A 22,338-nucleotide genomic window follows, 5' to 3' on the forward strand; every position below is an offset into this window, starting at 1 on the left:
CCAATAAACTAAAAACTATGAAATTAAAATACACACTAACACCACTGACAGTACTCAGTCTCGCACTCCTCACAGCATGCGGCGAGAAGCCAAGTACTCAAGTCGAAAAAGCGCCCGATGACCACGCCGGCCACGACCACGGCGACCATGAAGGACATGACCACGGCGATCACTCTGGGCACGACCACGTCAAGGCGGGACCGAACCAAGGACGTATGATCACAGAGCTAAGCCCACAGGCTGAGTTTCTCGTCCGCGATGACCGTAAGATTCAAATCAGCTTCTTCGATCAGGACATGAAACAAGTCGCTCCAGAAGAGCAAAATATCACTGTAGTTACAGGTGAGCGCAGGAACCCTACAGAGCTAAGTTTCAAACTAGAAGGCGACTCCCTAGTTTCCGATAAGCCACTACCAATGGGGAACAACTTCCCAACAATTGTAGCGATTAAACCATCAGCCGACTCCGAAGAAGTCGTAAGCAAGTTCACCCTAAACCTCAGTGGCTGCACATCCTGTGACAACAAGGAGTACGCCTGTGAATGTCATCACTAAGCCCCCCTTTTAATCAACCAATTAAAAAGCCGAGAGCCATCACAGGTCTCGGCTTTTTTATATTTTTCTATCGATATGGGAAAGTTACTTCCACTGCTGCATGTAACTCACAATGTCAGCGACATCTTGCGCACTGAGACCCAATTGCTCAGCTGAAAGCATTAGTGAGCGAGACATACTCTTACTAGATTTGACACGCTCGCGTGGAATCATTTGAACAACTCCGCCAGTCGACATCATCACTATTGGATTCCCCGGAGTTTCAAGTCCCTGAACCACCGTACCATCTTTCAAAGTGATTTCTTTGCCCTTGTAGCCATGAGATATATCTGCGGAAGGGTTCACGATACTTTTAATGATCGCTTCACGTGATTGCGTAGCTCCCCACCCTTGTAATGCTGGTCCATAGTCAGGGCCCGCCCCATTGATTTTGTGACACATGACACAGCGCTGGATGCTGACCGCACCTTTTTTAGGATCACCTTCAAGCTTAAGAATTTCATCCTCACTCGGAAACTTGCTGACTTTGGGTGGAGCTGGCACTCTGATAGAGTTGACTGTGATTTTTTCAGGATCGTAGATCCCTTTTTCTTTCAGTCCTTTTCTAACATTGAATTTAGACCACGGCCCAGTTCCTTGCCTGAGCAACCAATAAGCGGTGGAGTCCTTCACTATTGAATTCTCACCTGCTAGACTTAGCATTGCTTCTGCAGCAGACTTGTCATCTATGAATGCAAGTGACTCCACGGCAAAATCTCTTTGCTCTTGGGTCAACGACTTGCTGTTTGCACGCTTTTCTAAATCTTGCACTGCTGCAGCCGGCCATAAGCGCCAAGTAATCTTAGCAAAGGCCTCAGACCATTTTTCAGCATCCTCACCAGCCATCGCCTGCTTGAGTCCGAGCCAAATTGCATTCTCTTTGTTCTCAGAGCCAAGGCCGATCGACTCCAAATAGTTCTTATCCTCACCATCGTACGCTTTTGCCAACTCAACCATGATAGGCAGTGCCTCTTTCGCACTCACATGTCTCATAGAAAGAGCTATATCTCGGCGTACTGCGGCATTTGGGTCGTTAGCTAGTTGTTTAGCAAATGGTACAATATCAACATTCGTACGACGTAGAGCTCGGTAAGCAACCACACGCACATCTGGATCTTTGTCTGAAAGTAAGGTCACACATTTTGCCATTCCTTCTTCTCCCAAGTATGGAAGCAACCAAATAGCACGCGATGCTACATACTTATTAGAATCATCCAGAAGATTCAAAACAGCTGGAAGAGACTTCTCCTTGCCTTCGCGTAAACGGGTAAAACCAAGATGACGCACGTTGATTGCTGGCGATTTCAGAGCTGCAATTTGTCCTTCCGTGGTGCTCAGGTCGAACTCAGGAACCTCGGATTCAAACCCTTTTGGTGCAATGCGGTAAATAGCTCCAGAACAAGTAGTATCTAATGTGGAGTGGCCGCCCACTCGTCCATCATACCAATCACTTACATAAATAGCACCATCCGGACCGACTGATATATCAGAAGGTCTAAACAGCACTCCCTTATTTTCTGTATCACTTTGTTTCTTTAATTTTTTAGTCGTATCACCGCCGATGAATTGCTTCTTCACATTAGTAGTCAAAAAGTCGAGACGCTCTAACAGGAAATTGGCACCTTTCGCTTTTGGCTGATATCCAAAAATAGTGTTCCGTCCAGCTTCACAAGCCAAATACGACCCTTGCCATTTATCACCAAGAGCACCATTTTCGTAGAAAACATTACCAGTCGGTGAACCTAATCCATAGACGTCACCAGAATCAAAAGTACCTGGATCATCTTGGCGCCAATGTGCACGCTCAACAGTTTGCCCAGGGCGTCGCAAGGAATTCCACGAACGTTGTCCATCGCGTGAGAAAAATCCGGCACTGCCATATTCAAGCACATAAGAATTACGGCAGCTCATATAATCATCATTATCGTTTTGGAAAACATCCCCCATCGAATTAATCGATTGTTCATAGGAGTTGCGGAAACCATGTCCAATAATCTCAGCATTCGTTCCGTCAGGATTCATCCGCACCCCGAAGCCTGCAGTCCACAGAAATCCATCATCAGATTTTTTTCCACGAAGCTTATTATGGGCTACATAATACTTTCCACCACCACCTCGGTAGGAACCATTCATGTTAAATGTTTTCCCTGATTTATCTGTAAAAATCGCTCCGCAGTTTCCGTTATTGAAATACCACTTTCCATCTGGACCTGCAGTCACCGAGTGCAAGGAATGATCGTGCTGACGCGCATTGAAACCAGTCAATAAAACTTCTTTTTTGTCGACAGCTGGATCGTATTTCAAATTGCGATTCACATCAGTATAGACCAACAAGTTAGGAGGCTGTGAAACCACCACTTTGTTGTCGAAAACGGCAACACCCAGTGGTGATTCAAGATCCGTATCTTGAACAAAGGTGTGTGACTTGTCCGCCTTCCCATCACCTGTAGTATCTTCTAACACCACAATCCGATCCCCCTCTTTACGTCTCCCTGATTCACGACGGTAATTCACGCCTTCCGCAACCCAAATACGACCTTTGTGATCAATATCCATATTAGTTGGGTTAAACAACATAGGAGACTGAGCCCACAGGGTGACTTCTAAGTTTTCATCTTCAGGAATAGAGAAATAATCTAAAGATACCTTTTCTGGAGTTTCTTTGGGAGCCCAATCGCTCGTGTCCGTTGTGGTCTTTTTGCTCTCAGTTTCTTGCTTGGAATTTTTAGGATCTGCATGACCTAATGATGCGCCAGCCACAGCGGCCACGCCAACAGCGATTCGTATACGCTGGACTAGTTTTAGGATATAGATTTTGTACATAATAAAGCGAATAATCTGTGCTAGAGGCCTACAAAGCTCAGCTTCGCTCTTTGACCCTCATCGTCCACAGCTTGGTTTATTCACTTAGCTATTTCTCATCCCTCAAATTCCTGACATATTTTTTCAGAAATTTTTCTATCAGAACAATAAGGCGCATTCACTCACCAGTCACTGCTCCTTCGACATCCGGCAATACTCCTATACTAAGATGATCCAAGTACAGTGGATTATCGGACATATTGTCGATCGAGATTGCTAAATCTAACCCAGTAATATCCACTACCCCCTTTGTGGAATTCCTCCGATCGCTTATCGATGGAGCCATCATCAAGCTATCGCTCGGCAACGACAGAATCACTTCAAACTTTTCCCAAGTTTCACTGTCAATTTCGACCTTTTGTTCATCGGGCTTCACTTGCGCCATCGATGGGTAGGCGCTAACCACCACTCGTGATGAAATCCATAAACCCGCTGCTGACTCGGAGCTTTCTGGCATTGCCCAGCCCGAAATTTTCAACCTCAGCCCTTTTTTTGCAGTTAATGTCTCACCATCGTTAAACGCCAATCGCTGCGTGAGAAAACCTCCAGCTTTCATAAGTACTGCGTATTTCCCGTCACGGGCCATTTTCTGTCCAGAGGTAGCTCTTTCTACATCACAAACCATCACTTTGTTAGTCTGAAAATAGTCCTGCCAATCCAAAATCGTGTAAATGTATGGAGGGTTGTCTTTGTCGATAGGAAGCGCCTCGAACGAAGCATTTCTTAGCTCTAACTTAGCTGAGTGAGTGGAGGATTCATCATTGCGAATGATGTAAAAAACAACCGTAAGTATCACAACGACAATCGCAAGAGTAGCTAATCCATACGCGAATATCTGTTTAGGAGATTTCAATCCTGGCGGAAGCTCTAGGGGCGAATCAAACTTAGGGCTCCCCACTCGAACTACATTACTGACAGCTTTAGATACAGTCGCCAAACCGCTCTTTGTCTCCACCACTAAGTGTCTTTTTTGCAGAAGTTCCACGCGTACCGGAGCCATCAATTCTTCGACCTCAGCATGAAAGCGCATGCGCTCCGCACAATATCCTAAGGATTGTTCATCAGATTCCAAAATCGCTTCGAGTCGAACATTTTCCTCCTCACTCAAGCGACCATCGATGAATTTATCGACAAGCTCGCGAACCTCCACGCTCACTGGCAGATCTTCCTTACCCACTATGAATTCATCACTCATGATTACTAAAAGCTTTTATTTTTAGAGACGCAATCGCGCAGGATAGTTCGCAGCCTCTCTAATTGTTTATATATGGCCCCTACCGATCGATCCATTTTCTCAGCAAGCTCACCAATTGCTTTGCCCCCTTGCTGCACATAACGAGCATCAAGGATTTCCCTGTGCTTCGGACTCAGCTTCTCCATGCATAAATGTAAACTGTCGAGTCGGGCATCTCGTTCTAGCTCTATCGTCTTATCTGCTAGTCGTTCCATCAATGAATTCGATAGACGAACTTTTTTTGCAGGCTGATGCTTCTTCAACCAGCTCAGCGCTTTGAACTTTCCAGTAACAAAAATGAATTTCTGGAAACCGTCTAGATCCCATTGCTCATCCCATTTTTTCCAAACCACAAGACTGGCTTCTTGGATGCAATCTTCGATAGCAGCATCATTCGATGCCAGAAAAGCAGAGAGATAGGCTTTCAAGACTGGCCGTGTAACGATGTAGTATTCGGTAAAACGCCTCACCTTGTCATTCTCGCCAAGAGTTTCCAAGGATTGTTGGTCCAAATAGCTACTTAAGACTGTCGATAGTGATTCCAATCGATTTTGACTCTCACCGCTGTCCATCACTGTTACTACGCTCTCGATTAGTAATCTTTTCGAGCAAAAGCATAACTTGCGATGGCTAACAAAAGCACCTCAAACAACAGCGATGTACCTAAGAAATAAACCGGACTATACCTCTCTCGAGTACGTCTATCAGCACGTTGACTCTTATACTGGATTTCATTTTTCTCCACAGAAGAGAGTAAATCAACCTGCTCAAGAACCGATCCACTATCACGGAACTGCACCAACTGCTCGAGATACAAGGTGACATCACGCACCTTCGGTAAGGGCATGCTCAACTTCTTCACCAAGTCATAGTTCTTGGCTGCATCTGGGTCAACCTCTTGCCTTTCATCCAATCCTTTCACCTCCCCCGATTTCCAATCAATACTCATTTTTTCCTCCACCATCGCATAGGTATTTAGATAAAGAGTCTGCTCCGCAATCTGCATTCCCCACGCAATCACCCAAAAACAAATTGCACTCAACAAAGCAGCAAGGCTCGAACCCGTAAGCACACCGACCAAGACTTGCACACAATGCAGCAAGCTAAACACAAAGGTAATCACCGGAATTACCCAAAACACACTGAAATTCCAATATTCCAAGCGCAGCCCAATCGCTAAAAAAACAATGCCTGCAAAGATCGCAGTTTGGATAGCAACGAATAACAGACAGCCTAAATACTTTACTAGAAACAGCTTCATCCGCGATACCGGCTTCGACAGCGAAACCTCTATCGACCCCTGACGTAAAAACTCAGGAAACACTGACACTGTCGAAATTAACGCTAACAGAATAGCTCCACTTCCCAGCCAATAACGTGTCATGTAGGAGGTGAACAAGGTGACATAAAAATATTCACCCTCAGGCGTCCCCAGTCGCATCACTGGGTTCTCTATCAATTTTAAACCAAAGAAGAGCCCAACCCCATTAGCTTCGAGGCTGATCGACAAATACAGTAAAGCGAGTAAAGAAGACAGAACTACACTCACCCAAAACAAACGCCGAGCCAGTAGCATCCGAAATGAATCCATTAACAATGTAAGCACCTGAATCATTACTTTCTCCCTCCTTGCTGAGCGCCGTCTACAATTGATAAAAATAAATCTTCTAAGCTCTGCTTAGACTTCTTCACTTCATCGATCACTACCTGATGCGAGCGTAACAAATCTATGATTGGCTGAATGATTTCAGAATTATCCGTTGCAACTTCTAACAAGGGTTCAGAAACATGCACTTCACCCAGCTCAGATAATCGAGCCCTCAGCTCAGCTCCGAGATGTCCGTGGTAACTTACTTGGTAACTCGCCACCTCTGAAGTCAATTCCGCTAAGCGCCCTTGTTTCACTAATTCACCATGATTCAGGATAGCAACACTGTCGCAGACCATTTCAAGTTCACCTAACAAATGGCTATTCACAAAAACAGTTCGTCCTTGATCACGTAATGTTTGCAGCACACCTCGCATTTCTTTCCTGCCCTGCGGATCCACCCCATCAGTCGGCTCATCCAAAAAGATGAGCTCTGGATCATTCACTAAAGCTTGCGCCAATCCTATCCTCTGCTTCATCCCCTTCGAGTAGCTCTTCATCTTCTTATCAGCCCATTCCATCATCCCAACAAATCCTAACAATTCCTCTTCCCTCTTTTTACAGAATTTTTGGCAAATCCCAGAAAGCCCTGCCGAATAACGAATCACTTGCCTTCCGGTTAGATAATCAGGAAATCGTACATGCTCTGGCAAATACCCAACCTTAGCGAGTGTCTGTTTATCTCCAATGGGATGACCTAACATCACACCTCTGCAATGGCTTGGCTTAATGATCGTCAGCAATATTTTCAACAAGGTGCTTTTCCCGGCTCCATTCGGTCCGAGCAGGCCGAATATTTCACCGCGTGGAACTTGCAAGGATAGGCCCTTCAGCGCCTCAACACCTCCTCGATATTTCTTACGCACTTCAATTACATCTATCGCTGTCGGCCTAGCGCTCATCACTTATGCATAGAGGAAATATTGCAACTCATCCAAGCTTAAATAAAGACCACGCAGTTTATCTAACACGATGCGTGAAAACGCTATGACATTTACAAGCCAATTTCTAAACTCCACAATCTATTCGCTCAGATTCCTTAAGCAGCCACATCCCAGCTGCACCTCATTATAAACAAAAGGAATAGAACTACCCCATCGCCCTCACACCTAGAAACACACTCCGCCATTATGATGAAACCAAAATCCATCGCGATCCTCGCAGTCCTTGGAATCGCAGCCACTTTATTCTTTAACAAACAACAAGCCATGTCTGCCGATAAATCACCCGCAAAAATGCCAGAAATCCCTGAAGGTCACGAACAAATTAGCCTCGGAGCTGGCTGTTTCTGGTGTGTCGAAGCCGTCTACAACCGACTCGATGGAGTAAAATCCGCCGTCTCTGGTTATACGGGTGGACAGCTAGAAAACCCCACTTACACCGACATCTGCACTGGCACAACTGGTCACGCCGAAGTCGTCCATCTCGTCTACGACCCTGAAAAAGTCAGCACTAAAACGATCCTCGCGTGGTTCTGGAAAGCACATGACCCAACTACTCTTAACCGCCAAGGCAATGACATTGGCACCCAATACCGCTCAGCCATTTATTATTATACTGATGCCCAGAAAGCAGCCGCAGAAGCCTCACTCAAAGAAGCGCAAAAGGATTTCAAATCACCCATCGTGACTGAAATCACCAAAGCCAGTACCTTCTACCCAGCTGAAATCTATCACCAAGACTACTACCGCATTAACGGACAGAAAAATGGCTATTGCCGAGCTATAATCGCTCCTAAAATCAAAAAACTCGGGCTCGAAGACAAAGCCAAAGTCGCTGAGTAAACCCTCTCACTTCTTATAAAAAAAAGGCCACGAAGTTCATTCTCCGTGGCCTTTTTAAATTTGAGAAAGTGATTACTTGTTAGCTAATTTGCTCAACGCGCTTGAGGACTTCCTCATACGCTTCCATCACACCACCTAAGTCTTGACGGAAACGGTCTTTGTCGAGCTTCTTGCCTGTCTCAAGGTCCCAGAGGCGACATGTGTCAGGAGAAATCTCATCAGCGAGGACGATCTTCGCATCAGCATCCTTAGTACGTCCGAATTCAATCTTGAAATCAACGAGCTTGAGTCCTGCACGCTTGAAGAAGTCAATAAGCACTTCATTGATCACCAGAGCTTTTTCCTTGAGTTCAGCACACTCTTCTGGAGTTGCGAGTCCCATTTCTCGAGCATAGTCATCATTGATCAATGGATCTCCGAGTTCATCGCTCTTATAGGAAAATTCAACAATCGGCTGCTTAAATGCGGTGCCTTCTTCCACGCCAACACGCTTGCAGAATGAACCTGCAGCTACGTTGCGCACGATCACTTCAACAAGCAAAATGTCGACGCTCTTCACGAGGATGTTGGTATCATCGATAGATTCGACGATGTGTGTTTCAACTCCCTTAGCTTCGAGCATGCGATAGATCGCAAGAGTTATGGCGGTATTGAGGCGACCTTTATTTTCAAACTCAGCCTTTTTCTCCGCATTGAATGCAGTAGCTTCATCTTTGTACTCCATACGAAGTACGTTCGGGTCTTCTGTTGCGTAAAGACGCTTCGCTTTACCTTCGTAGAGTGGTTCCATGCCTATGCGTAAAAGGAGGACACGTTTTGGTCAAGCTATAGCAAAAGGATTTTTGCACTCTGACCACTAATACGCACCAGCAGAATATGTCAGTTCGTAACTGTGCGAGTAAATTTCAAATACGATTCCAAATGGATCTTCTACATAGACCATCCGATACGGCTTCTCACCTGGGTAATAATAACGGATCGGCATGCGCTGCTTACCACCGTGAGCCACAATTTTCTCGACCAGCCCTTCCACATCGGGGTCTTGCACACAGAAGTGAAACGTCCCTGTCTTATAGAACTCAAATTCTTTAGGCTTCTCGTTGTTTTTAAATTCGAACAGCTCCACCCCCATTTTGTCCCCAGTCGACATGTGGGCGATCTTAAAACTCCCCCAGCCTTTACCAAACACATCCTCGCACATCACTCCAATCGCGGTGTCTGGCTCTTCAATGATTTCAGTGGGCTCCATGATGACGTACCAGCCCATTACCTCTCGATAAAAACGCACAGCAGCTTCGAGATCAGGAACAGATAAACCAATGTGAGAAAGTGTTCTAGGATATGTTTTCATATTTAGCAGTATTCTAGCAGACTTTTGAGCAAAGTCGAATTGACGATGAAATAATGAGTGCCCCTTAAATATCTCAAAGATCGACAATGGCAAACTTGGTACCCTTTACCTTATTCCACACAGATTGTATGTAGACTGCATGACCACGCAGCATTCCATCCCTTATCTCTCAGAACAAGAGCTCTCCGCCTTGGACATTAGCACTGAGGATGCGATTTGCAGTATAGAAACCTTGATTGCAAATGTTGAAAATAAAACGGCTTGGAGCGCCCCGAAAACGGTCATCATGCCCGATGATGGACGCTACATGATGGCTGCCTTAGCTGCTACTGACGAACCATCCCTACTGGCTGTTAAGACACTTGTGCTCAATCCTCACAATCCTGAGAGAGGACTCCCACAAATCAACGGTCTAGTCACCATGCTCGATAGTCAGAGCGGTTTGCCCGTAGCCTTACTCGACGGAAACTGGATAACAGCGGTCCGTACCGCAGCCCTCAGCGCTACCGCAGCCAAACACATGGCGCGCAAGGATGCCTCAGTCATTGCTTTTGTCGGTTGTGGAGTGCAGGCCAAAAGCCACCTACACGCATTCACTGAATTATTCCCTATCAAAGAGGTGCGCATGTTTGGTCGTGGACAAGCAAACATCGACAAACTCTGCCAAGATGCCAAAAAACAAGCTTTGCCTACTGTCATCTGCAAAACAGCAAAGGAAGCTGTATCTAGCGCAGATATCGTGATCAGCTCAGTCACATACTCACCAACTCTCACGCCTTTTCTCGACGCCAACTGGCTCAAGCCCGGCTCATTTTCAGCAATTACCGATTTGGCGGCACCCTGGGAGAAGGAGAGTTTCGCAGCCTTCAATCAAGTCGTTATCGATGACCTAGAACAAGAAGCCGTTCAACCTAATAAACTCGCATCGTCCGAGTTGATCACGGGCGATTTATCAGAGCTAGTTCTACGAAAATGTTCAGGCCGAAAATGTGATAACGACCGCAATGCCTTCATCTTCCGAGGCCTAGCAATCGGTGACCTTGCTCTAACAGCCTTAGCCTACCAAAAATATTCGTTAGAGAAATCGTAAAACGATGCTCAAAGAACCTCATTAAAAGTCAGTATTCGGTTTGCGTTTACGAATACTCACTCGCCCGCCATTCGCCTTTCGCATTGGCTCGAATACCATATCCATGCCAACATTTTTCAGGTCACAAACCGCTTCCAGCAATTCACCAAGTCGACCTTTGGGAAAGCCCCGTTCCTTGAACCATGTGAGATACTCTGGCGGCAAATCCATAATCGGCACCCCGCGAGGCGGATAGCTCTTCGGTCCGAACTTCCCGAAAGGCATCCACGTCTGACCGATCTCTATCAGTAACTGCCGAAACTCTTCGCGATCAATCTCAGTGAATTCCATACAAGCATTCTAACTGCAAATTAAGAATCTCCAAGCGTCTTCAAGTACTCGATCAACGCCGCCTTATCTTCATCAGAGAAGTCCACCCCATATTCGTGGCCACCATTGATTGCTGGATGCTCTACACCATTCTCGTCAGTATACGCTTCGGCCTGAAGGAAATATGCTGGCACTTTTTTCCCTGTATTATTTGGATCCATTTCCTTGTCATCCATGTACCCAAGATTAACTACATCGTAATTTCGTGAACCTAGGTAATAGTTTTTTCGCTCAGATGCCGGATTAAGTAGATCTCTTATCGTTCTCACCGAACCATTGTGTAAGTAAGGTGGGCTCGCCCAGACTCCCTCTAGTGTGCGAGCATAATACCCAGTTTGATCTACGTACCATCTGCGATCTTTTGCTTCTTCTGGAATGCTATCGATATCGAAATTCTGTGCCTTAGCAGTATTCTCGGTAAGAGTTTTAGCGACTTCACCAAGTTTGACCAAATTTCGACGATAATTTTTCTCATTGAAGAATGCCCAACGCTTAGGATCAGTCTGAATGAGCTCAATCGGAAACTCACGCCCTTCAGGCTTAGTCTGGTGACAGGAATAACAGGACTCTCTAATGGTCTGCTTTTCTCCATTTCTGTCTGTATAATTAATTTCGATTTCTCTATGGAAGACTTCTTCTCCTTTTTTCGCTAGTTTCTCGTCGAAATACTGAGGAAAGTTTTTTGAGAAATTGGGAATATTTAATGAAGAAAAATAGTTTTCAGCCTGCATCAGTGCAGGAAGCTTCACCTCAGTCGCTTCTCCTCCCGCAGCCTCGTCATAATACTGGACCGAACCAATAGCCAACGCCTGAAGTAGATTCCTTTCCACCATGGTATTGGTATTCCCATCATAATGAAAATGATACACTCCAGGCTTAAATTCTTTTGAACGGTGATAGTGCGAAATAGAGAACAAGTTAGGAACCTTCACTGGTGCTGGTTTGTTCAACTGTAAAGCATCTGCTGGAGCCCCAGCCGATGACTGACCGTACATCAGTACACCATTGTGATCCTTGTTGTCGCAAAGTAGCTTGGTCAAGATGGACCAGGCATCATCTCGACCTGGGCCAAAGTCTCCAAGTCGATCTACAATACCAAGTATGTTGTTTCCGTATTCTAGCTGAAACTTCATCAGCTTTACTAATTCCACAATATCTTCCAACGCTCCGTGAGGTTTATCTCCTGATGTCTTGTTCATACCACTGGCACTACTTAGTGGGGCAGTGAAAAGCTTCTTATCCTCATCAATATATTTCTCCAAACGCACCTTTTGTTCTTCAAAGATTTCCTCAGCATCCAGCTCATAGGACTTCACTTCTCTCGCTTCATCCAACGCAGCATTAAGAGCCTTCGCTATAACAAATTCTTCAAGTTCCTCTGCTGCCATTCCAGCCACATCCTCAGGTTGCACAGATGATTTTTGACCAGACATTAATGACATCTTCCCGGCATCATCTTTGAGTACGTTCTCTTTCACTCGCTCCATCTTGGCAGCATCGTAAGGCTCACCAGTTACCCCACTTTTAATTACAATAGTCTTTTTCTGAATTGCTCTAATGAGGAAATCTAAGAGCTCTTCGTCACTATGTAATGTCGCCTCGATAGATTCTTTTACGTGCTTTGCCCAAGCCATCGTATGGAAATGGTTTGCAGCTCCATCAATGATATAGGCCTTATTATCTACACGAATTTTGCCAGTGTGACACACAGCACAGTTCATCGTGGTGTACTTCATACCTCCTACTTGCGTAGTAGACATACCAATGGGCATGGCCTCTGGATTTGCTTCTGAATTCTTAGTGATAAATCCATAATCCTGCATAGCGTTAACCAGAAGCTCATCTGACCCTTTACTTTTCATGGAAAGCAAAATGAATAGTGGCAGCTGCACTGCTCCTTGGTCCAGATGGTGGATCTTTTCATACCCTTCATTTTTCGCCAAAACTTCAGCATCTTCAGCTGCATCAATCACCACTGTGTCATCTCCCATAAACCATTGAATATAGGAAAAGACTGCCATTGCGACAGCAACACACGTCGCGAGAAACTTGAGGATTTTTTCTTTCATAGCCGTTTAATATGAGCTCTTCCAATAGCTGTTAGGTCTGTAATTGCAACCTAGAATGCTAAATATCAATAAAACAGAACTCATCTTTCTCATGAAGTCACTCAGCCACAATTAGTGTATTGAGCTTGAAACTTCCAGCTACCCAGTGCACCTGTCCTCTATGCTTCGCATCTGCTTCATCGGTGGCTATGCCATCTTCCTGATTCTTGTCATCGCTCTGATGGCAATCAAAGTGATCTCCGTGCTAGGACCTGGTGGTCTCGGTGACGTAGCTAAAGAATTAGCTGATTTGCTCTTCACTCCTGAGCGCATGACTTTCTGGGGAATTGTCATCAGTGGAGGTTTCGTCGCTTGGCTCATCGCATTGCTTAAAATTGCAAAAAATGCACCTACCTGGGAACGTAAGTGGGTTAAGACGCTAATCATCGGCTGCATCTTTATGAGCGGATTCTTCCTCGTCCTAGGAATCGTTGGCGCGAGCGTCTTTTTACTCGAAGGCTTCCCTGGTGAAGTCGCAGCCAAGATCGCCGGCTACATGAGCTCACCAGTCTTCATGGAACTCAGCTTTTTCATGATCGGGCTCACCCTGCTTTTCAGCTTCAACATCGTACGCCGTCTCTTTGAAGGTGAAGAGTTCGTCGAAATCGAAATCCCCAAGCATGTTCTCGAAGATCTCGAAAAAGACAAAGAGTCTTAGACTGCCACAGTCTCAGCTTTGCGCTCACCTAGTTTCTCGTTCAGGTAGAGCAAACCAGCTACATCACTACCGATGCGCTTTAGCGTGGTAATCACCTCTTCCACGCTTTTTTCTTCCTCTACCTGTTCGTCTAAGAACCATTGTAAGTGACTCTTCGTCGCGTGATCTTTATGACGCAGAGCGATCTCGTAGAGATTGTTGATAGACTGAGTGTTTTCTTGTTCCTGCGTCAGCGAAAACTCAAAAGCCTCGAGCGCCCCAGAAAATTGCGACCTCGGTTTTGCAATCGCTTCCAACTCCAGATGGCCACCGCGATCCATTAAATACGTCTGAAGTCGCTGCGCGTGCTCAAGTTCTTCTTGGTGCTGCAGAAGCATCCACTTAGCAAAACCTCCTAAGTTTTCTTCATCGAAATAAGCCGAAATCGCGAGATAGTTATACGCAGCAGAAAGCTCTTGATTGATCTGTGCGTTAAGGGCGTCTTGAAGTTCTGAATGGATCATTATTATTTTGAGGTTAACACCTCCACTCTAAACCATATCAACCACGGATGAAACTATTCATCTTCCTTTTTCTCATCGCTCGGTTTCTCCCTTGAACTTCCTCCGAAAAATCCGCCTAAGCCATTTTGTAGCAAATCAGTGCCAGACTTCACAGGATCAGTAAGTAGCTCATCTGAATCTAATAAATCCTTGCCGACCTCTAATACCGACCCATTCGTCCCCTTAAGAAGTTGGTTCACTTCACCTTCTTGAAGTTGCTTCAAAAACTTAGCCCGATCTTCAGCAGACCCGCCAAACTTGAGCATCATTTCTCCTCCAATCATTTCAAAAAGCCTTTCCCCTGCAGCTGCGACCATCCTATCGCTGAGATCTTCAGTCACATCATCCACAGTCCCGCCGATCCGCACTGTCGTCCAACTCATGCCTTCTTTACCCGGCAAAAATACTTTTTCTTCAGCCCCTGGAATATGACTCACAGTCCCTGGATTGAGTCCAACTTGGAATGTCCCAGCGATCTCTTGACCTTTGAAATCAAGATAGCCCTCTATCCGCATCAAGCCGTCACAGTGGAGGTAAATGTTACTCAAGCGGAATAAAGAACCCCGTCGAAACACATCACATCGAAATTCCGAAAAGCGTAGCGTCTTAAAATCTCGCACTGCCGTATACGCAGCAATCGTGTCCAACACTGGCAAGGCTGTCAGTTGACCATCACGAATAAGCACATTGCCACGCACATCCAAGTCGCCGCCCGCACTTGGCTGAGCGGAAAAGCTCGATTCTACATCGCCGCTCAGTCGCTGCTTCCAATCTTCATTAATGATATCCGCACATTTCAAGCCCGTCACATTTCCGTGCAGCTCATAATCAATACTGTCAGCTGAAAAATCCACCTCACCATCAAGTTCAAGCCTCCCGCTATCCATCACACTCAACTCAGCAAAATCCAACACCACGCGTTGATTCAGCATCCGCATTTTCATTCGTTCTAATTCTGCGTGCGTCAGGACAAATAACGGCAAATCGACACTTCCTCCCACGACTTCAGCGGAATATCCATATCCCTCTTTTTCTATGCTAACCGACGTCCCGGAAACACCAATATCTCCCAGCGTGGTCCCCACCTTGGCATCAGCACGCAGCACCTTTAAACCAGTCACTTCCGCTTTCTCTGGGAGTTGCTTCTCAATCCAGCTCTTTGGTTTTATCTCAGCATCAATCGTAGTGAATTTCTTTGTTAAATCCAATTCAATATCCGCAGTCTGCACCACCACATCCGACAATGTCCAAGCATCGCTTGTTAAAAAGTCACTGGCTACGTTGAGCTCGATCCCATTCGCCTGTACATTCTGCAGAGCTCCTTCACTACGGGCTGAAAACCCTTCATTTTCCATGTGCAACATACTCCACTGCATCTCACCTAACTGTGAACGAGCGCCAATCACCTCGCTGATCTTTACAGCAATCGTTTCTCTGAAGCGAGTACTGTGGAGATAATCAATAGCCGACTTGTATGCTAAACTAACAGCAACTAACAGAATCACACAGATAGCAATAAGCCATTTCATCAAAGAGCCTGATTTCCCTTTTCCCGTGGCTAAATTCCGTCGCTTTCTCCGTTGTGACATATTCGGGAAACTAGCTCATCACCGTGACAGCTCAAGATTTCTTCTCGCCAGAGTGAATTATTTAAGATTGTGTAACCATCATTGCTTTTCACCTTATAGCCCCAGTATCGTGCTAGAATTAAAAGATTTTTGTTTCACCATTGAGAAGGACGGTGAACCCGTCAACTTAGTCGACCGAGTTAACCTCAAAGTCCCTGCTGGCCACTTCATGGCAATCGTTGGACCTTCTGGTTGCGGCAAAACGACACTTCTTAATACCATCGCCGGACTCAACCACATGTCCGAAGGTTCCATCTATTGGGATGGCAGAAATCTCGAAGAAGAAGGCGATCTCGAACCAGCAGAACTTGGCTATGTCCCCCAGTTTTCGATCGCTTACGATGAACTCACCGTCGACGAATCAATCGAAGCAGTCACTCGCCTCCGCGTAAAAACACGCGACCTCGACGACCTCGATTTACGCATCGACCGCGTCCTCGAAGAAACCGGTCTTACCGAGATTGCTGACCGCCAAGTCAAAGTCCTTTCTGGCGGACAAAAACGCCGTCTAGGTCTAGCTATGGAGCTAGTCACCGACCCACAGCTCCTTCTCTGTGACGAAGTCACCTCTGGCCTCGACCCTCGATCTGAACGTGACATTGTCCGCCGCCTGCACGCTCTCTCAAGAAGGGACGGCCGCATCGTCCTCTCTGTCACCCACTCGCTCGCTCACCTCGAGCTCTATGACTCCATCCTCGTTCTTCACGAAGGTCGCGTCGCCTACCACGGAGTTCCCGAAGGGCTCACCCATTATTTTTCTGTAGCAGACACCGAAGAAATCTACCCACGTCTTGCCAAGCAACCTTCCGAAAAATGGCGTAAATCCTGGCTCAAGCACGGACCTACTTATTTCGACAAGATCATGCGCGAGCGCCAGAAGTTGATCGATGCCGGTACGCTAGCCCTTCCTCATTGTAAATTAATGCAAGAAACTCAGGAGGCGTCAGAAGACATCGAACTCGATGAAACAACGGAATTGATCGAAAACAAACCCGCAAAATCGAAACGCTCAAAACGCCGTAAAAGTAAAATCGCTGCAGCTCCCGAGGAATCAGACCTCATTCAAGAAGCTCCAGAGCCAATCGAGACTCCAGGGTTTTTCAGTCAATACGCCACCCTTCTCGGAAGACGCTGGAAAATATTTTTCCGCGACAGAGCTCAGGTCTTTCTCCAAATCGCCATCCTGCTCTGTTTCCCCTGCCTCGTTGCCCTCTTTGGGCCTCAAGGAAATGAAGCGCTGCGCATCTACCCTGACACCATAGAAATGACATCGCAGGATGCTGTGAGAAACCTTCAAGCCATCGGTGAAAACCGAGCAAAAGTCGGCGGAGCGGTCTCAGGGATTATCATGTTCCAAGTCGTCCTACTTTCCTTGATGGGTTCGAACAACGCTGCACGCGAAGTGGCGAGTGAACGCAAAATCTTCGAAAAGGAAAAATTCGGAGGCGTGCGACCACTCGCCTACCTCTTCAGCAAAATCACCTTCCTCTCCTGCATGATACTTGTTCAGTCAGTCTGGATGGCCATTTTTGTCGAGCAATTCTGGCCTTACCCAGAAGCCGCTGGTTCAACAGGATTTTTCGATCATCTCAACTTCCTCATTTTAGTGAATGCAGCCATGACTGCGATCTGCTTAGGCATTTCCTCACTCATGAAAACCTCCGAACAAGCTTCACTACTCTCGATCTACCTCGTTGGTTTCCAACTTCCACTCTCAGGTGCCGTCCTTGCCCTACCTGAGCTCGTTGGCCAAATCACTCGCCCATTCATTTCTGCCTATTGGGCATGGGCCGGTAGCATTGAGTCACTCGACAATCGCTACCAAGCAGCAGTCAAAACAGTCACTGAAACCCCACTCGAATCCTCCAGCACTATCTGTCTCTACGTGCTCGGCATCCAAATCGCGGTAGGTATCATCGCCTCATACATCGGCATCAAACGCCACCAGTGGGAACATTAAGTGTAACCATTACTTCTCCAATTCTTAGTAAACTTATAGCAACTCCTCATTATGTCTCGTAGATCTAGAAGAAAACGCAACAACTCAAATTCCAGCTCGATATTGATCGGCAGCATCGTCGCAATTATAGCCATCATATTTGGATATACTTTCCTCAACCAATCTGACACTCCAGCAGCCAAGGACTTCCCGCTAGAATCGTATATTCACAATGGCAACAGCTTGCGGGGCAGCGAATACAGCATCTCCGGAGAAATTATCGAAAATGCCCAACACGATCCGACTGTTGGCAAATTCGTCCTGATCAAAGTCGACACTAGTGACCAAAGCATTTCACCAGATTTACCCAACAGCGTCGGAATCCTCGTTCCAGCTGAAGTCGATGGTCCAAACCTCGAGACCAAGCAAAATTACAACTTCGTCGTCGATGTTCGTAAAGAAGGAGCTCTCGTCGCCACAAGCTACACCGCTAAATAATTTCTATTCCCGCAGTCTTAATGAAACACATTCTCACTATCGCCAGCCTTTGCTCACTACCACTCACCGCCCAAGTGCTCACCCCACCCAGCGCAACGAATGCAGTTACTGGTAACTCTGCGAGTAGCTCAAATAATAGCTCTTCCAATAACACCACAATCAACCGCCATCAGTCGAGCAGCCCATCAGTTCACGGCGAAGAAATCCCTCTCATCGATCCCACCCAGAAAACCATCACTTTCCAAGGCCGCAGTTACTCGCTGATGGACAACAACCTTGGCGGCCAATTCGAAGCCTATCTCGCCTCTACTGATTTTGAATCTCAAGCAGCTATCGAGTACCGTGAACGCATCGAGAAAATTCTCGAGTACCTCTCCCCGATCAATCCAGATGGCCAATCGCTTAAAGAAGCCTACACGCTCCTCGAAGCGGCTTCCGAATACCCTGGCGACGGCGGAATCTGCGACTCACTCGCCAACTCCATCTACTCCGCGCGCCTCGCCATCCTTGGAGTCGGCAACAAGAAAGAAGCCATCGAAAAACTCCAAACAGAAAGCCGGCGTATCATTCACAACGTCAATATTCTGGAGAAAAAAGGCGACCTCGGTGACGTCTCCATTAAGAAATCAGGCAAAACGACAACCACTACGAAATCCCAAGAAAGTGTGGAAATGTCGATGATGAAAAAACGTCTCGTCGAGATCGAAGCGATCAAGAAAAAGTACGAAGCTTCCGGCGTCATCAGCCTCACCCAATCTAAAGTACAGTATCAAGCGATGATGCTGCAGCTCTTCGTCCAGCGCCGCTTTGAACACGTCGTCATGGCCGCGCGTTTCTACAACCTTCTCTACAAAGATGGCGATCAAAAAATGAAACTCCAAAAAGGTTCTGACACTGAGAAATTCTTCAGCGAAAGCATGGGGGTCAACCCTACAGTCGCTGGCCTTGACGCTGCGGCAAATGAAGGAATTCGTAAGTCAAAAACTCTCATCGACGCCTTCCAGAACAACCTAGAAAGCAATCGTATCCACGCTGCTAGTGAGCGTCTTGTCGAAGCTTTTGCCATCGGTGAGTTCATGCCGGTTGTCCAAACTGTTCCTATAGGTCAAAAAGAACGCATTCAACAATACGTCCAAGATGGCCACGACCTCATCGAAGCCCTCTCTGCCAAAGAACTAGAGATTGCCACCCAGCTCAATGAGTCACTCAAAAAGCAAGCGAAGGACTACAACGGGTCGAAGGCCAATTCCTACATCGCTGCCCACAAACGCGCGTCTGATGGCTATGTTCGCGATGCCAAGTTCGCACTCTTTGAAAAAGACACGCAACGCGCAAAAATAGCCATCGAAAATGCAGTAAAACACTGGCCTAGCAACCCAACGATCAAAGACTTTAACGACAAACTTGATGCGCGTCTGATGCAGAGTGAAACTGCCGCAGACATGAGCTCAGAAACCGTTAAAGAATTTGACCGCCTTCTCGCCGACAAAAACTATCGAGCAATGGTCGAAGAACCACGTAAGTCGAAATTCGTGGTGATGCTCGGCCAGCAAAATGACGAGGCTCGGTTAAACCAGCTCGAAGAAATTGGCGACAGTATCATGGAGATCGAAAGCGCCTTGGCGAAATCCAATAGCCTGATCCAAGCTGGCCAACCCTACGCCGCTTGGGAAGCAATCTTCGACACCCAAAACAAGTACTACGACGACCCAAAAATTGCTAACGCCAAGGCGCAGCTCATCGGGCAAGTCGGCAACTTCACCAACGCACTAAGCAAAGCCCAAAAACTCGAAACAAGCAGCGGCACCCCACAGACAGGCTCAGCCCTCTCATGGTACATCAAAGCCCGCAGCATTTACCCACAAAGCCGCTTCGCCAAAGAAGGCATCGAGCGTATCGTCAACAAACAATTCGAAGCTTCCCAATAAAGAAGCCCACACAACAAACTCAGGACTATTCAGTCATTGAATGAAACAAAAAAGAGCGCCTCATGTACAGGCGCTCTTTTAAATGAGTTAGTTAGGAACTTCGCCCTTGTGGATAACCATTACATTTCGTATCCGCGGCCAGTCTTCCCTTCGAACCAGTTGATATACGCCGCATTAACTGTAGCCATACCACCAGCTGTCGGGAAATTGCCAGTGAAATACCAGTCCCCACAATCAGCTTTAATCGATGCGTGAAGATTTTCGATTGTCTGGAAAATGATTTCTACTTCACCGTCCCACTCAACATCTTCCGGATACACCAACTTACTGACTTCTGCAGAAATCTCCTCAACCGTAAAATCAGCATAAATGCGCTTCACTTGGTTGATGCGTTCTTCTTTCGGCTTTTTCAGTTCGGCAATACATGCTTCGTGTACTTCTTCGAAAATCGCTTCGTTACCCTTTTTCTTGTGCAATGAAACCGCAGCATTGAATGCAATAAACTTACCGAGCTCAGACATATCAATGCCGTAGCAATCTGGATAACGGATCTGTGGAGCCGTTGAACAAATCACAATCTTGCGTGGATTCGTACGAGAAAGTATCTTCAAGATCGATTTCTTCAAGGTCGTGCCTCGAACGATAGAATCGTCTAACATTACCAAGACGTCATCAGGCTTCACCACCCCATAGGCAATATCATACACGTGTGAAACCAACTGCGCTCTCCCCTTTTCCTGAGAAATGAAAGTTCGCATTTTGATGTCCTTTTGAGTCACCTTCTCCGAGCTAGGCCAATTCTTAAGAATGACATCGTCCAGCATGTCCTCATTCAGCGTCCCTGATTTAAGAGCCTCTAGGAGCTCAGAACGAACTTCTTGGCGACGGAACAAACGGAGACCATCCATCAATCCATAATAGGCAGTTTCAGCTGTATTTGGGATAAATGAGAAAACCGATTTATCGAAGTTACCATCAATCGACTGAACGACTTGATCGACAAGAGCCGCACCCATCGCCTTGCGTTCGCGATAAATGTCGGGATCATTTCCACGCGAGAAGTAAATGCGTTCGAACGAACAAGGCTTCAATTCTTCTTCCTTATGGAAACGCTCGTTACGCATTTCGCCGTGGTGAGAAACGATAGTACAAGTTCCTGGCTCGAGCTCATGAATTTCCTCTTTGTCAGCTTCAAAAACAGTCATCAATGGCACGCGCTCAGAGGAGAAAGCGATCACTTCGTCATCCATATAATAGGAACATGGACGGATCCCTCGCGGGTCCCGCATAACGAATAGATCACCATTACCTACGGCTCCACAGATAGCGTAACCGCCATCCCAGTTCTGCGCCGATTCAGAGATCACCTTGTACAAGTCAAGTTGGTCAGAAATATGATTCGGGATTTCTTTCCCATCGATTCCTTTGTCGCGCAGCTCATGATAAAGGTCAGTATGCGCCTCATCGAGATGGAAGCCTATTTCCTCAAGTACTGTCTGAGTATCAGTCCCAAACACTGGATGCTGGCCGCGCTCAATCATCGTGCGATTGAGTTCACCAGCATTGGTCATGTTGAAATTACCCTGCACCATCAGTGTGCGTGTAGGCCAGTTGCTGCGGCGGAGATACGGATGGCACGAGCCTTCATCAAATCTACCGGAAGTTCCGTAGCGCAAATGCCCCATGAGAATTTCACCAGCAAAGTCGTAATCAGCCTTAACGCTATCTGGACAGTTGGGATCTAAAAGACCCTTCCTCGCCAGTTTGTTGTAGGACTTAATCTCTTTACTGAAAATGTGAGATAAGGAATCGTTTTGCACGCTTCGACGACGGAAAATGTATGGCTGTCCGAGTGGGACATTTAATTTACATGAGCCGATGCCGACTCCGTCTTGCCCGCGATTGCGCTGTTTTTCCATCAAGAGGAAAAGCTTATTTAAGCCCCAGAGTGGAGTGCCGTATTTCTCCATGTAGTAGCTAATTGGCTTACGCAGGCGAACGACGGCTATGCCGCACTCATGTTTCAATGGGTCGCTCATAAATACTGTGTGATAGTGTGTTCGGTATGGAATAAAACACCCAGGAAATTGCCGTTTCCTGGGTGAG

Annotated in this window: 19 protein-coding genes; 7 read left to right on the forward strand and 12 right to left on the reverse strand. The window is 46.5% G+C overall.

Going from position 1 to position 22,338, the window contains the following annotated elements; all coding sequences use genetic code 11:
- The first annotated feature begins 17 nt into the window (after positions 1 to 17).
- Entirely contained in the window at positions 18 to 554 is a 537-nt protein-coding gene (locus tag ACFPK9_RS01795) for a hypothetical protein (protein ID WP_377092821.1), read from the forward strand.
- 84 nt (positions 555 to 638) lie between these two features.
- On the opposite strand, the gene ACFPK9_RS01800 is transcribed toward ACFPK9_RS01795, so the two are convergent.
- From ACFPK9_RS01800 to ACFPK9_RS01820, 5 genes are all read right to left on the reverse strand, one after another.
- Entirely contained in the window at positions 639 to 3,416 is a 2,778-nt protein-coding gene (locus ACFPK9_RS01800) for a PVC-type heme-binding CxxCH protein (RefSeq protein WP_377092822.1), read from the reverse strand.
- Positions 3,417 to 3,573: 157 nt separating this feature from the next.
- Positions 3,574 to 4,650, reverse strand: coding sequence for an anti-sigma factor (locus tag ACFPK9_RS01805; protein WP_377092823.1), 1,077 nt, complete (start codon positions 4,648 to 4,650; stop codon positions 3,574 to 3,576).
- A 5-nt stretch (positions 4,651 to 4,655) separates the two neighbouring features.
- Entirely contained in the window at positions 4,656 to 5,234 is a 579-nt protein-coding gene (locus ACFPK9_RS01810; protein ID WP_377092824.1) for a sigma-70 family RNA polymerase sigma factor, read from the reverse strand.
- A gap of 47 nt (positions 5,235 to 5,281) precedes the next feature.
- Positions 5,282 to 6,280: an ABC transporter permease gene (locus ACFPK9_RS01815; protein ID WP_377092825.1), complete on the reverse strand. Its 999-nt coding sequence runs from the start codon at positions 6,278 to 6,280 to the stop codon at positions 5,282 to 5,284.
- 23 nt (positions 6,281 to 6,303) lie between these two features.
- Complete coding sequence (locus ACFPK9_RS01820; protein ID WP_377092826.1) at positions 6,304 to 7,239, reverse strand: ABC transporter ATP-binding protein; 936 nt, start codon at positions 7,237 to 7,239, stop codon at positions 6,304 to 6,306.
- A 228-nt stretch (positions 7,240 to 7,467) separates the two neighbouring features.
- Between ACFPK9_RS01820 and msrA the strand changes: the two genes are divergently transcribed.
- The gene (gene msrA / locus ACFPK9_RS01825) at positions 7,468 to 8,121 is read left to right on the forward strand and encodes a peptide-methionine (S)-S-oxide reductase MsrA (protein WP_377092828.1); all 654 of its coding nucleotides are present in this window, start codon (positions 7,468 to 7,470) and stop codon (positions 8,119 to 8,121) included.
- 79 nt (positions 8,122 to 8,200) lie between these two features.
- Here msrA and purC read toward each other — a convergent pair whose 3' ends face one another.
- On the reverse strand, positions 8,201 to 8,911 hold the full coding sequence (gene purC / locus ACFPK9_RS01830) for a phosphoribosylaminoimidazolesuccinocarboxamide synthase (protein ID WP_377092829.1): 711 nt from the start codon (positions 8,909 to 8,911) through the stop codon (positions 8,201 to 8,203).
- 66 nt (positions 8,912 to 8,977) lie between these two features.
- Positions 8,978 to 9,472 carry a lactoylglutathione lyase family protein gene (locus tag ACFPK9_RS01835; protein WP_377092831.1) on the reverse strand — a complete coding sequence of 165 codons (495 nt, stop codon included), beginning with the start codon at positions 9,470 to 9,472 and terminating at the stop codon, positions 8,978 to 8,980.
- Between the two features lie 139 nt (positions 9,473 to 9,611).
- Here ACFPK9_RS01835 and ACFPK9_RS01840 point away from each other — a divergent pair, with 139 nt between their 5' ends.
- Entirely contained in the window at positions 9,612 to 10,562 is a 951-nt protein-coding gene (locus ACFPK9_RS01840) for an ornithine cyclodeaminase family protein (protein WP_377092832.1), read from the forward strand.
- Positions 10,563 to 10,583: 21 nt separating this feature from the next.
- On the opposite strand, the gene ACFPK9_RS01845 is transcribed toward ACFPK9_RS01840, so the two are convergent.
- Both ACFPK9_RS01845 and ACFPK9_RS01850 read right to left on the reverse strand, forming a co-directional pair.
- Entirely contained in the window at positions 10,584 to 10,892 is a 309-nt protein-coding gene (locus ACFPK9_RS01845) for a putative quorum-sensing-regulated virulence factor (RefSeq protein ID WP_377092834.1), read from the reverse strand.
- Between the two features lie 20 nt (positions 10,893 to 10,912).
- Positions 10,913 to 13,000, reverse strand: a complete 2,088-nt coding sequence (locus tag ACFPK9_RS01850) for a c-type cytochrome (RefSeq protein WP_377092835.1) — start codon at positions 12,998 to 13,000, stop codon at positions 10,913 to 10,915.
- A gap of 160 nt (positions 13,001 to 13,160) precedes the next feature.
- Here ACFPK9_RS01850 and ACFPK9_RS01855 point away from each other — a divergent pair, with 160 nt between their 5' ends.
- The gene (locus ACFPK9_RS01855) at positions 13,161 to 13,697 is read left to right on the forward strand and encodes a hypothetical protein (RefSeq protein ID WP_377092836.1); all 537 of its coding nucleotides are present in this window, start codon (positions 13,161 to 13,163) and stop codon (positions 13,695 to 13,697) included.
- On the opposite strand, the gene ACFPK9_RS01860 is transcribed toward ACFPK9_RS01855, so the two are convergent.
- Positions 13,694 to 14,200 (reverse strand): ferritin, encoded by a 507-nt coding sequence (locus ACFPK9_RS01860; protein ID WP_377092838.1) that lies wholly within the window; start codon positions 14,198 to 14,200, stop codon positions 13,694 to 13,696. The two genes, ACFPK9_RS01855 and ACFPK9_RS01860, sit on opposite strands and share 4 nt — an antisense overlap.
- Positions 14,201 to 14,253: 53 nt before the next feature.
- Positions 14,254 to 15,828, reverse strand: a complete 1,575-nt coding sequence (locus tag ACFPK9_RS01865) for a hypothetical protein (RefSeq protein WP_377092841.1) — start codon at positions 15,826 to 15,828, stop codon at positions 14,254 to 14,256.
- Between the two features lie 109 nt (positions 15,829 to 15,937).
- On the opposite strand from ACFPK9_RS01865, the gene ACFPK9_RS01870 reads away from it, so the two are divergent.
- From ACFPK9_RS01870 to ACFPK9_RS01880, 3 genes are read left to right on the forward strand one after another with little or no spacing between them, the layout of a single operon-like run.
- Positions 15,938 to 17,827, forward strand: coding sequence for an ATP-binding cassette domain-containing protein (locus ACFPK9_RS01870; RefSeq protein ID WP_377092844.1), 1,890 nt, complete (start codon positions 15,938 to 15,940; stop codon positions 17,825 to 17,827).
- Between the two features lie 51 nt (positions 17,828 to 17,878).
- Positions 17,879 to 18,304 (forward strand): hypothetical protein, encoded by a 426-nt coding sequence (locus ACFPK9_RS01875; RefSeq protein ID WP_377092845.1) that lies wholly within the window; start codon positions 17,879 to 17,881, stop codon positions 18,302 to 18,304.
- A 20-nt stretch (positions 18,305 to 18,324) separates the two neighbouring features.
- Complete coding sequence (locus ACFPK9_RS01880; protein ID WP_377092847.1) at positions 18,325 to 20,232, forward strand: hypothetical protein; 1,908 nt, start codon at positions 18,325 to 18,327, stop codon at positions 20,230 to 20,232.
- Between the two features lie 119 nt (positions 20,233 to 20,351).
- Here ACFPK9_RS01880 and ACFPK9_RS01885 read toward each other — a convergent pair whose 3' ends face one another.
- Positions 20,352 to 22,271 carry an amidophosphoribosyltransferase gene (locus ACFPK9_RS01885; RefSeq protein ID WP_377092849.1) on the reverse strand — a complete coding sequence of 640 codons (1,920 nt, stop codon included), beginning with the start codon at positions 22,269 to 22,271 and terminating at the stop codon, positions 20,352 to 20,354.
- Positions 22,272 to 22,338: the final 67 nt, after the last annotated feature.

Source organism: Rubritalea spongiae (assembly GCF_042652385.1).
Classification (GTDB): Bacteria; Verrucomicrobiota; Verrucomicrobiia; order Verrucomicrobiales; family Akkermansiaceae; genus Rubritalea; species Rubritalea spongiae.